This is a genomic window from Rhodopseudomonas pseudopalustris, from assembly GCF_900110435.1.
Taxonomy (GTDB): domain Bacteria; phylum Pseudomonadota; class Alphaproteobacteria; order Rhizobiales; family Xanthobacteraceae; genus Rhodopseudomonas; species Rhodopseudomonas pseudopalustris.
On sequence record NZ_FODT01000019.1, the window covers coordinates 26,998 to 37,876 of the forward strand.

Genomic DNA, 10,879 nt, shown 5'->3' on the forward strand with positions numbered 1-10,879 from the left:
TGCTGGATGCTATTCCAGTCATTCAACGGTAGGTACTCGGAGGTGAGCGCCGCGTCGCGCGCCGCAGCGACGGCGAGCCAGTCCCGGTACAGTCCCTACGTCTCACCGGGATGGCATTGGTCGTAGTCTCGCGAACCAGCGTTTCGAGATGGCGGCGTTCGGCGTTGTCCTTCGTACGGACGAATTCGTGAGAATTGCTAGGATACGTCTTTTAGCGCGAGACGCAAGGACGAAGTCTTCGGTTGCAGAAGACTTGGTTCCCGGATCGACGCACCACGGGCGCCCTGGTTGAAGTCCTCAGCTTGCACGCGGATGTTGTGTCGCGAGCGGCAAACCGATAGTCGAGGTGCGGATCGCCAAGTCTCCTCGAGCTTGTCGAAGGCTAAATCAGTCGATCTCAGGCAGCCGGCTGGAGACCGAAGTCCTCGGGACTGAGCATGAGGTCGGCGAGCGTGTAGCGGTCGAGCGTTCCGGTGAACGCTGCAAGAGCTTCATGCAGCACCCCCCGCAGATGGCAGCGTGGAGTCAGCACACAGCGATTATCTTTGGTGAAGCATTCGACCAGTGCGAAATCCGGCTCCGTTGTGCGCAGAACGTCGCCAAGATTGATGCGTCCTGGGCGCTTGGCGAGCGCCAGTCCACCTGACCGGCCACGCACCGCCTGCAGGTATCCTGCGCGGGTTAGCTTATTGACGACCTTCATCAGATGGGCACGAGAGATATCGTAGACCTCTGCCGTTTCCTCAATCGTAATCAGCCGATCCTCTTGCGCCGCGGCGTACATCAGCACGCGTAGTGCGTAGTCGGAGAAATTGGTCAATCGCATTCGCTTGTTTCCTCACCCGACGAATCCGAATGACCGCAAACATGACCGTATACGTTATCTTTTGCAAGAATGCGTCGATCACCGGCAACCCTGGATTCGAGTCCAGCCGCAAAAGTGGCATTGACAATATATGTTTTTGGCACGAACGTATATCCCGACGCGCTAAGGGGCGACGGACAGCATCCATTAGTGCTTCCGTTCCCGCCGCTGTCGAACCGCTTCCGCACATTGGCAATCGTGACCTCGATCCGCCGGAGTCAGTGGTCAGGATAGTGGCGGCACCGGAGGAAATGGGCGCGCGGTAAGCGCTTCTTTGCCCGCGAGCCAATACTCCTGCCTGCGGAACTCGCCAAGCGCGGCCACGCGTGGAATGGCGGTCTGAGCCTGACGCCGGCACCTACAGAATCTTTGTGCATTTCGGGGAATCTCACGGCGCACCGCCACCCGTCGCCGCCTGCCCCAACGACCTCTCGGGAGACCGCGGCTTGTTCATTCAGACCGAAGCGACGGCAGAGTCGGCAAGCCTGATATTCCTGCCCGGCCCCCAAGTAATGGCGCCAGGAACGCTTAAAACCTCCGATGGGAAGGCGGCGGACCGATCCCGGCTTGCCGTCAGACTGTTTTGATGTCCACAGCGTTACGGCGCTATTCTTTCGAGCCGAGCCCATCACATTCGCGAGGGGAGGCGGCGGTTCTGAAGCCTGCGGTGCTCGGCGTTATCATGGAATAATTCATGTCGGAAGCGCCGGTCGTTCTGGATTCCGTCGGGACCACCGAGGACATGGGTTCGGCGGGAACGCAGTATCGCCGCAGCGACCGTCCAGGAAGCGCTGCGGCTCGTTATCGATTAGAGCTTGGCTACAATATCGTTGACCTCGGCCTGGTCTACGATGTTGCGATTGAAGATGCCGTTATCGCCAATATCACCATCACAACGACGACACGCGGCTGCCAGACAACGAACTATCTCAAGGATTGGGCGCGGGACGCAGCGCGCGCCTGTGATAAATCTTGCAAGAAGAGTCCGGGGCGATGGGACAAGTTCAATGGATGCTACACCGCCTAAGCCCGATGACGGGTGACGTCGGAGCCCGAGGCGGGGCGGAAAGAGTACGCGATGGCTGACGACAACGGCGACAAACAAAACCTGCGCCGCGAGGGGCAGGACACGGAGACAGCTTCGACGACAACGCTACTGCCGATGCTGATCGGCGGTCTCGTCCTGATCGTCATCGGGATGGTGCTTGTGATGATGTTCACGTAACCATCAGAGTTGCATCGAACGAGTTCGGCGCCAAGTATTGTGCTGCTTATGTCTGAGGGGTCGCAGATGCTCGGAGCCTCATTGCTCAACTGGATCGGTCAGACCTAGTGCGCAGGTGCTGGATACGCTCGATCCCGATCTGGCGGTTTGCTATCGAGATGCGCGCAGCCGACGCATCAATGGCGACCGCGGAATTTGTCGCTGGAGCGGTCCGCGCTTTCATCGATAGTGCTGACGATGATCTATGGTTTAAGTTGCTCACGGAAGTCGGGTGATCCTGGATTGACGGCCGTGCAGACCATTTGGAAGTGGGTTGCAACAGAGCGACAGGGTGCCACGTGACGACGCGCGAGCCAGCGCAAGCAGAGCGACGCTCGGAGTGGCAGTAAAGATGACGATATCCTTGCAATACCGGTCGCTTTTGAAGCCTACCGGCGCTCGTCGGATTTTACTCCCGAGACGCTGCCTGCCGGTCTTCAGTCCGCGCATTCGACGAAATCCGGCGCGTGGGGACTGCTGCACGTCCTCGAGGGTGAAGTGCTCTACCAACTCAAGCCGCTTTATCAGGGCGAGCGGCGGGCGGGCGCTGGCGAGACAATCGTGATCGAGGCCGAAGTTCCCATCACGTCACCTTCATTCAGGCGGGGCGAATCTACATCAAATTCTACCGGAAGGCGGCAGGGGCGCCGCCTTCCTGAAATCTACCGCAGGTTCAACATCATTTGTAGGCGAGACGTCGGCCGATCACGAAGCTCACGAAAATAAGCCCAAGCAGCTTTGCCACGATACCGATAAGGCATTGTGTAGGTTGGACGTTGGCGGCTGTCGACCGGCGATGATCAACGCGACGCGTTGATCGAGCAGGCGAAGCAACCACATTGCTTCCAGCACGACGAAGACCGTGACGAGGACACAGCCGGCATTGGCGATGCCACTCCGCGGTCGGGAAAGCAGAACAACGAGCAGCGCGGCTAGCGCCAGTAGTCATTTCACTTTGTCGAATCGCGACGGCCGACATCGAGGGCCACGGATAACATCCGGCTGGGCGCCAGGAACTTGGCGGGCGTCGCCAGAAACGGGACGCCGGCGAGCAGGCCAATCCGCGGCACCACGATCGCAAAAACGAAAACGTTGATTACGCTAGTTTCGGTGTGGTTGTCATTGCAATCTTGCATGAGGCACCCTAACATGTACGCCAAATTCATCTTTTAGTCGGAATGGCAAGGAGATGCATGATGGCCGCACAGGTGAAGTCGGACGGTGACACTCCGCGCGTGACCGACGAGATTATCGCTCCCGATGAACTGGAATCCGCATGGGATGCCGTCTCGCAAGCTTCGTGGAATCGTTCCCCGCCAGCGATTCTCCCGCTTGGATCAATACCTCGCACCATGACAACCCGGTCGTGAAAGCGGCAAACGATGAAGTGTGCCATGCAGGTCGAGATTGCTGACGGTAACATCATTATCGATGCCAATTTGCTGGCGCCGCTGCTGCAAGTTGCGGCCGCGGAAGTGCCAGCTCTGATGCGCGCACAAGCAATCACCAGCATTTGCGAACGCGGCATAGAGGAGCACGAAGGCCACTTCCGGTTAAGCTTCTTTTATCGCAATCGCCGGGTTCGCCTGAGGGTCGATCCGATGGGGCGCATCCTACAACGTATGACAGTTGATTTCGGGGATCGAACCCTGCCTGCGCAACTGCGCCGGCCGGGTCCCTAGTACGGCGAGACGCGAGATGACAAAGCATTCAAGATTGGCCAAATTTCCTGGCAGTGAATTCGATATCACAATGATGCTGGTTGCTCGCCCGCCTAGGAAAACGCGTCTAGCGCCCTGGAGGTCTGGCTCTGACCCAGCAGCTTCTAATCGCTCTATCGATTACCGACGACGATCGATTCGTCGAATTCGCGCCCCGACTGGGCGTCACGGCGCGACTTGTTCTGGGGAAGGCACCCCGCAGCTACGTTGGCGTGGAGCGCGACGTGAAGGCGGTGCAGTGGGCCATCCGTCCTCTCCCACAAGAGCAAAATGTCTCCGTCACACTCGGAGGCGCCGATGCGACGAGCCTCCCCACCGAATCCGCCTCCGTGGTGCTCGGCGAGGCAATGCTGAGCATGAATACACAAGAGCACAAGCCAACTCATTGTTGCCGAGGCGTTTCGTCTGCTGCGTCCTGGTTGCAGATAAGGCATCCATGAACTCTGCATTTTGCCGGACGACATGTCGCCGGCGAGCAAGAAGGAGATCGACCGGTCACTTTCGTCCGTAATCCATGTCGGGGCGCGCCCTTTGCCGACGCGCGAATGGAGCGAACTCCTTAAGACAGCCGGCTTCCGTATCGTGCAAATCCGGCAATGCTCCGATGCATCTACTCCGTCCTCGCCGTATGATCGAGGATGAAGGCATGCTGGGAGCACTTCCTGTCGCCAAGAATCCAATTTTGAGCAGCGACGCCCGGCGGCGCCTTTTCGCGATGCCGCGCGTGTTCGAGCAGTGTCAGGAGAATCTCAACGCCATTTCATAGTAGCGGAGAAAGTCCGTCCCTAGCCATGTACTTTAAGCTTTTGCCGACAGGGTGATCCAGGACAGGGAGCGGCAGTCATGACCAGAGTCCCGAACATACTGCCCAAAGCTCGTGACCGGCTTCTGTTGATCGGCGAAGATTGTCAATTGACCGAAGCCGCTTCGCTCCTGTCCGAACCAAACCGCCTTATGGTGGTCGTTTGCAACGACACCGGCGTCACGGTCGGGGTGGTGAACGGCGCCGACCATCGTTCGCGAGATTCAGCATTGCCAGGGCTGCACCGGCACGACCATCTTGCACGATGGTCATGAGCACGCAGGTGATCTCCTGCCAGTCCAATGACCGGCTGAAGGATGTGTGGTCGACGATGAAAGATCGGCCTTTTGTCGGCGGCGGATGCCTTCGAACTGCTTCGGTCGGAAGTCGAATACGAGGAAGGGCTGTTGAAGGACTTTGTGATATGCGTCGGCTACCGCGAGCCGACGCGTCTGGATATCTCTCCGTTGACCCTAGCCGGTCACCGCGATATCGATGGCAGCCAGGATGTCAATCGTACCGGCCAGATATGCCAGCCTGATATTAGCAATCAGCAGCAAGGGCTCGACGAGAGGCGGCTGCACATACTTTTGACGATGATCTGCGCGCCAAGCCGCACGTGAACGGTGAAGTTAACGATAGCCACGACGACAAGCAGCGCAACCACCGGGTGCCCGATCAAATGGCGTGTCGACTGATAGTCGGTGTCGGCCAACGTCCAGAAGACGACCATGATAGTGCCGACAAGCGGCACACCCAACACCGGCGTCACCCGCTGTGGCCAGAAGTCCTCGGTGCCGCCCGAGGCGGAGCCCAGTCCTTTTGCGCGGGCCAATCCCGAACGCATCGACGCCGACCGGATCTTCACTGTGTCAGCCCTCGCGCGGTCCAGAACAGGATCGTCAGCACAAGCGATGCGACAAGCGTTGCCAGAGTGAGATATTCGCGCGCCGGATAGGCATGGGCGATGCTCAAATCACAGACAAGATGCCGTAATTCCCCGAACGCATGATGCAGCAGCGCCCAGGTGAACCCGAGCAGGATCGCTACGCCGACGTGAAAAACGAGGAGCCTTCGCGTGACAGCATAGTCGCTGCGCCGCCAGCGAGTGCGGCCAACCAAACCATTGCCGCGACGAAGCCGAGATAGAGCGCGGCGCCGGCCATCCGATGCCGATAGACGTCACCATGGTCAAGGTCGGCCGATAGGTTTGCAGATCGGACGCTACCGGTCGTTCGGGACGCCCTGCATCGGCTTGCTTCATGTCTCGCGCATCACTGTTGCCGCTTGACGAGTATTGCCTTGATCCTCGCGATCACCTCGCGGGTTCGAGTCCCTTTGGGCACGTCTTAGTGCAGTTCACAATTGTGTGGCAGCGGTAAAGCCGGGAAGGGGTCTTCAACCTCGTCGAGCACTCTCCGGTCGCCTCGTCGCGGCTGTCAATCAGCCAACGATATGCCTGCAAGAGAACGGCTGGGCCGAGATCTCGATCGCCATTCCACCGATAGCTCGGGCAGCCGCCGGTGCACGAGAAACATAGGATACATTCATAAAAGCCACCGAGCTCGCGCGTTCCTGCGGCGACTGCAAGCGTTCGCGTTCGGGCCCCAGCCCTTCGGTTCGCAGCCACGGCTGGATAAGCTTGTGCCGATCAATGAGGTGCGTCTGATCGATCACAAGATCCTTGATCATTCGCTGATGACTGAGTGGAAACACGCGGACCGGTCCCTGGAGGTTGACTATCGCTTGAGCGTAGGCGAGCCAGTTTCTACCACCTATGTTCATGCTGTACCAGCCGCACACGCCCGTCGCGACGAGCGACGAAACGTAAACGTGGGGTCGAGCTCGTTCTTAATCTTAATCAGCGCGTCGAGAACCATCGGCCCGCAGTCGCCGAGGTCGAGCTCACGATTATCAAGGCGCGGGCCGCTCTTGAAGTGAGCGCTGAAGACGCAGGACGGCGAGACCATTGCCGAGGCAAAGACCAAGCAGATCGCCGAAAACATCGCGCAGCGCCTCAACGATCAGGCGCTCCGCGAGGAAGAGGATCGCTGGTCGGCGTGACGATGGCCTCGTAACGACGTCGGCTCACCGGCAGACTTAGAAGCGTTCCAGGAGTTCCGAAGCTGCAAGTTGGAGCAATTCCAGGATGCCGCGATATCGCATCACGACCGTGATAGACAGTTACGAGTTCCATCGCCCCAACCGATCAACCTGGATGATCGCGAACAGCGCGTTGCGCCAGCGCAAGCGAGCCTGCTCAGATGATTGCAAGCGGCGCGACGTCAGCTTGGCTGCAGATTTGACGCACGTGACTGACGGCGCGCTCGCGTCTCGACTCAGTCTGGTTTGAAGCGATTCCAGATCTGCAGGTTTGTACGCGATCGCTCAACACGGTGGAGGCAGTCAGAGTTTTCTGACTGAGCGCGGGGCTTCGTAGCGTGCCGACTTCCAAACCTTCTCTGCCATCCATCCCGTCTCCTGCCGTGCTACGCACCATCGGCTTGTGCACGATCGGCGCGCTCTCCGTCGCCACGCCGGCCGATGACGCCAGGGCGCAATCCAGTCTTCCCCCGGTCACCGTCGAGGCGCCGCAGCAGCGCGCCACCACCACGGCGCGGCCGGCGAATCGCGCGACCACGCGCACCACCCGCGCCAATCGCGCGCCGCGACCGCCGCAAGCCGCTGCCGTGGCTCCTGCGCTGGTTCCCGGCGCCGGCGAGCGCGCGGGCGGACCGGTCCGCGGCTTCGTCGCGACGCGCTCGGGCACCGCGACCAAGACCGACACGCCTTTGATCGAGACGCCGCAATCGATCTCGGTGATCACCACCGACCAGATCCGTAACCAGGCGGCGGAATCGATCGGCGCTGCGCTGAACTACACCGCGGGCGTCAGCGGCCAGGTCAACGGCGCCTCCGACACCCGCTACGGCGCGCTGCAGATCCGCGGCTTCGACATGACGATGCCGGGGCTGTATCTCGACGGGCTGCGGGTGCCGAGCAGCAACTACGTGCATTTCAACGGCCTCGAACCCTACGGCGCCGAGCGCCTCGAGGTGTTGAAGGGGCCGACGTCCGCGATGTATGGCGGCAGCGGCACGGGCGGAATACTCAATTACGTCAGCAAGCTGCCGACCGCGCAGCAATTCGGCGAAATCTCGGTATCGGGCGGCAGCTTCAACCGTTATCAGCGCCAGTTCGACGTCGGCGGCCCCGCCAACAAAGAGGGCACCGTGCTGTGGCGGCTGACCGGCCTCGTCCGCGACGGCGAGACCCAAGTCGACTACGCCAAGGACGATCGCGTCTTCATCGCGCCGGCGGTGACGGTGAAGCCGAACGACGACACCACCATCACCTTCCTCGCCAACTACCAGAAAGAGAAGACCGGCTGGGGCCTGCAGTTCCTGCCCTCGGTCGGCACCGTGTTCTCCAACAACGGTCGCAGCGTCCCGACCTCGCGCTTCATCGGCGAGCCGGGATTCAACCAGTTCGACACCGAGCAGTCGTCGTTTGGCTACATGCTGTCGCACGACATCAACGACGCGCTGACCTTCCGGCAGAATCTGCGCTATTCGTGGATGCACAACATCCAGAAGAGTTTCTACGGCACCGGCTATGCGTCGAGCGCCGACGAGATCGCCGGCCTGGTGTCGCGCGCCGGCAGCGGCGGGACGTCGACCATCAACTCGTTCGCGGTCGACAACCATCTGCAGGCCAAGTTCGCGACCGGCTTCCTGCAGCACACGATGCTGTTCGGCGTCGACTATCGTAACACCACGTTCCGCGATCTTGCCTCGGCCTACGCCACCGAAAAGCTGAACCTGTTCGCGCCGGTCTACACCAATAGCTGGACCAATCTCGGCCCCTATGACGATACGAGGGTCAACCAGTCGCAGGCCGGCCTGTATCTGCAGGATCAGATCAAGCTCGGCCGGCTCTCGTTCCTGCTCGGCGGCCGTCAGGACTTCGTCACCACCAATCTCGATAACTATCTGGCGAGCAGCGCGACCTCGAAGGACGCCTCGGCGTTCACCGGCCGCGCCGCCATGATCTACAATTTCGACAACGGCGTCGCGCCCTATGTCAGCTATTCGGAGTCGTTCCTGCCGGTGCTGACGCTGAATTCCTCGGGGCAATTGCTGAACCCGGAGACCGGCACGCAATACGAGGTCGGCGTCAAATATCAGCCGACCGGCCTCAAGGCGTTGATCACGCTGGCGGCCTACGAGCTCACCCGCCAGAACGTCGTCACCTATGCGCCGCCTTCGTTCTTCGCCGAGCAAACCGGCGAGGTGCGCTCGCGCGGCGTCGAGCTGGAAGGCACCGCGACGCTGGCCGAGGGCTTCAACATCCGCGGCGGCTATGCCTATGTCGACAACGTCGTGACCAGGGACCCGGTCAATGTAGGCAAGACGCTGGTGACGGTGCCGCGTAATCGGCTGTCGCTGTGGGCGGACTACACGATGCAGGGCGGCGCGCTTGCGGGCGTCCAGGTCGGCGGTGGTCTGCGCTATGTCGGATCGACCTACGGCGACGCCGCGAACAGCTTCAAGGTCCCGGAATCGACCGCGATCGACGCGCTGGTCGCCTATACGAGGGACAATTGGCGGCTGGCGCTGAACGTCACCAACCTCGCCAACAGCAAGTTCGTCGCCGCCTGCTACACCGGCACGGCCTGCTTCTACGCCGAAGGCCGCAAGGCGGTCGCAAGATTGACCTATCGCTGGTGAGCGGCGCGCGATCGACCCGCAGGCCGAGGCGGCGCGACAGAACAACAAGCGAGGCGGAAGCGGCATGAGAGCGATGTTCGGGCGATTGCACCGCTGTGCCGGGCTTCTCACCGCCGCCTTTCTGTTCTTCTCGGGCGTCACCGGCGCGGTGATCTCGTGGGACCATGAGCTCGACGACGTTCTCAACGCCAGGCTGTTCGACGTCTCGACCACGGGGCCGGCGATTGCGTCGATCGAACTCGCCAGTCAGATCGAGCGCCGCGATCCGCGCGCGCGCGTGGTGCATCTGTTCATGACGCCCGAACAGGGCCATTCGCTGTGGTTCTTCGTGATGCCGCGGATCGATCCGTCGACCGGCAAGCGCTACACGCTCGACTACAACCAGGTCTTTATCGATCCCAACACCGGCGAGGAACTGGGGCGGCGCTCTTGGGGCGCGGTGTGGCCGGTGACCCGCGAGACCTTCGTCTCGTTCCTCTACAAGCTGCACTACACCATGCACATCCCCGAATTCCGGGGCAGCGACCGCTGGGGGATGCGGATTCTCGGCGTGATCGCCATCATCTGGACGATCGACTGCTTCGTCGGGTTCTATCTGACGCTGCCGTCGCGAAGGCGCGCCAGAGCGGGGCAGGCGCCGGCGGTGGCGCGCGCGCTCGGCAAGGGCTTCCGGGTGCGCTGGGTGCCGGCCTGGAAGATCAAGACGACCGGCAGCGCCTACCGCATCAATTTCGACATCCATCGCGCTGTCAGCCTGTGGACCTGGGCGCTGCTGTTCGTGATCGCCTTTACGGCGTTCTCGCTCAATCTGTATTTCGAGGTGTTTTCGCCGCTGATGAAGACGGTGTCGAACTACACGCCGACGCCCTACGAGCAGCGGCCCTATCGCGACCTCGACGATCCGATCGAGCCGAACATGACCTATGCGGACATCGCCGAGCGCGCGATCGCCGATGGCAAGGCGCGCGGCTTGACTGCGCCGCTCGGCTCGCTGAACTACGGCCCCGCGCACGGCGTCTATGCGGCCGCGTTCTTCAAGCCGGGCGACGAGCACGGCGCGGCCGGCGTCGGTCCGGCTCAGCTTTACTACGACAGCGCGGACGGTCGTCCGCTCGGCGACCGGCTGCCGTTCGTCGGCACCGCCGCCGACATCTTCGTGCAGATGCAGTTTCCGTTGCATTCCGGCCGCATCCTCGGCCTGCCGGGCCGCATCCTGATTTCGGTGATGGGCCTCGTGGTCGCAGCGCTGTCGGTCACCGGCGTGGTGATCTGGGCGCGCAAACGCCGCGCCCGCATCGCCTCCCGGCGCGGCACAGCGCTGGCCGCTCCGCGGCACGAGGCAGCTCGGACTTGATATCCTGACGTGGCTTCGCCGAGCGGATCGCGATTCACGCTGATCGGGCTCAGGGATTGCACGCCTCGCACAGACCGGGGTCCGCCGTCGGCACGGTGGCGACCGGGCGTTGCTCGCTGTGGCCGCAGGATCGGCACATCAGA

At 61.5% G+C, this 10,879-nt stretch carries 11 protein-coding genes and 1 pseudogene; 7 read left to right on the forward strand and 5 right to left on the reverse strand.

The window, feature by feature from the left end:
• Window positions 1-397 precede the first annotated feature (397 nt).
• Window positions 398-826, reverse strand: a complete 429-nt coding sequence (locus BMY71_RS23715) for an RrF2 family transcriptional regulator (RefSeq protein WP_092686335.1) — start codon at window positions 824-826, stop codon at window positions 398-400.
• 733 nt (window positions 827-1,559) lie between these two features.
• On the opposite strand from BMY71_RS23715, the gene BMY71_RS23720 reads away from it, so the two are divergent.
• The 5 genes from BMY71_RS23720 (at window position 1,560) to BMY71_RS24645 (ending at window position 4,927) form a co-directional block, all read left to right on the forward strand.
• A complete protein-coding gene (locus BMY71_RS23720; protein WP_244526155.1) occupies window positions 1,560-1,892 on the forward strand; it encodes an iron-sulfur cluster assembly protein in 333 nt (110 codons plus the stop codon).
• A 51-nt stretch (window positions 1,893-1,943) separates the two neighbouring features.
• Window positions 1,944-2,090: a hypothetical protein gene (locus tag BMY71_RS25080; protein WP_175557772.1), complete on the forward strand. Its 147-nt coding sequence runs from the start codon at window positions 1,944-1,946 to the stop codon at window positions 2,088-2,090.
• Between the two features lie 462 nt (window positions 2,091-2,552).
• Entirely contained in the window at window positions 2,553-2,855 is a 303-nt protein-coding gene (locus tag BMY71_RS23725; protein WP_244526158.1) for a TehB-like domain-containing protein, read from the forward strand.
• 668 nt (window positions 2,856-3,523) lie between these two features.
• A complete protein-coding gene (locus BMY71_RS23735) occupies window positions 3,524-3,811 on the forward strand; it encodes a DUF6522 family protein (protein WP_244526156.1) in 288 nt (95 codons plus the stop codon).
• An 882-nt stretch (window positions 3,812-4,693) separates the two neighbouring features.
• Window positions 4,694-4,927: a hypothetical protein gene (locus BMY71_RS24645; RefSeq protein WP_139202728.1), complete on the forward strand. Its 234-nt coding sequence runs from the start codon at window positions 4,694-4,696 to the stop codon at window positions 4,925-4,927.
• 275 nt (window positions 4,928-5,202) lie between these two features.
• On the opposite strand, the gene sdhD is transcribed toward BMY71_RS24645, so the two are convergent.
• The 4 genes and pseudogenes from sdhD to BMY71_RS25375 all read right to left on the reverse strand — a co-directional run.
• Window positions 5,203-5,520: a succinate dehydrogenase, hydrophobic membrane anchor protein gene (sdhD, locus tag BMY71_RS23750; protein WP_092686340.1), complete on the reverse strand. Its 318-nt coding sequence runs from the start codon at window positions 5,518-5,520 to the stop codon at window positions 5,203-5,205.
• Window positions 5,517-5,774: a succinate dehydrogenase, cytochrome b556 subunit gene (locus tag BMY71_RS25605; RefSeq protein WP_139202729.1), complete on the reverse strand. Its 258-nt coding sequence runs from the start codon at window positions 5,772-5,774 to the stop codon at window positions 5,517-5,519. The genes sdhD and BMY71_RS25605 overlap by 4 nt, the downstream gene beginning before the upstream one ends.
• Before the next feature lie 193 nt (window positions 5,775-5,967).
• Complete coding sequence (locus tag BMY71_RS25365; RefSeq protein ID WP_430715354.1) at window positions 5,968-6,282, reverse strand: 4Fe-4S dicluster domain-containing protein; 315 nt, start codon at window positions 6,280-6,282, stop codon at window positions 5,968-5,970.
• A gap of 83 nt (window positions 6,283-6,365) precedes the next feature.
• Window positions 6,366-6,437: pseudogene (locus BMY71_RS25375) on the reverse strand (hypothetical protein); the annotation flags it as partial.
• 701 nt (window positions 6,438-7,138) lie between these two features.
• Here BMY71_RS25375 and BMY71_RS23765 point away from each other — a divergent pair.
• Both BMY71_RS23765 and fsrB read left to right on the forward strand, forming a co-directional pair.
• Complete coding sequence (locus BMY71_RS23765) at window positions 7,139-9,382, forward strand: TonB-dependent siderophore receptor (RefSeq protein WP_430715353.1); 2,244 nt, start codon at window positions 7,139-7,141, stop codon at window positions 9,380-9,382.
• A gap of 64 nt (window positions 9,383-9,446) precedes the next feature.
• Window positions 9,447-10,736, forward strand: coding sequence for a siderophore utilization protein FsrB (gene fsrB, locus BMY71_RS23770; RefSeq protein ID WP_092686341.1), 1,290 nt, complete (start codon window positions 9,447-9,449; stop codon window positions 10,734-10,736).
• Window positions 10,737-10,879 lie beyond the last annotated feature (143 nt).

Excerpts from the sequence above, each read along its gene's own strand:
- BMY71_RS23715 (WP_092686335.1), bottom strand. The coding sequence starts at position 826 with ATGCGATTGACCAATTTCTCCGACTACGCACTACGCGTGCTGATGTAC.
- BMY71_RS23720 (WP_244526155.1), top strand. The coding sequence starts at position 1,560 with ATGTCGGAAGCGCCGGTCGTTCTGGATTCCGTCGGGACCACCGAGGAC.
- BMY71_RS25080 (WP_175557772.1), top strand. The coding sequence starts at position 1,944 with ATGGCTGACGACAACGGCGACAAACAAAACCTGCGCCGCGAGGGGCAG.
- BMY71_RS23735 (WP_244526156.1), top strand. The coding sequence starts at position 3,524 with ATGCAGGTCGAGATTGCTGACGGTAACATCATTATCGATGCCAATTTG.
- BMY71_RS24645 (WP_139202728.1), top strand. The coding sequence starts at position 4,694 with ATGACCAGAGTCCCGAACATACTGCCCAAAGCTCGTGACCGGCTTCTG.
- fsrB (WP_092686341.1), top strand. The coding sequence starts at position 9,447 with ATGAGAGCGATGTTCGGGCGATTGCACCGCTGTGCCGGGCTTCTCACC.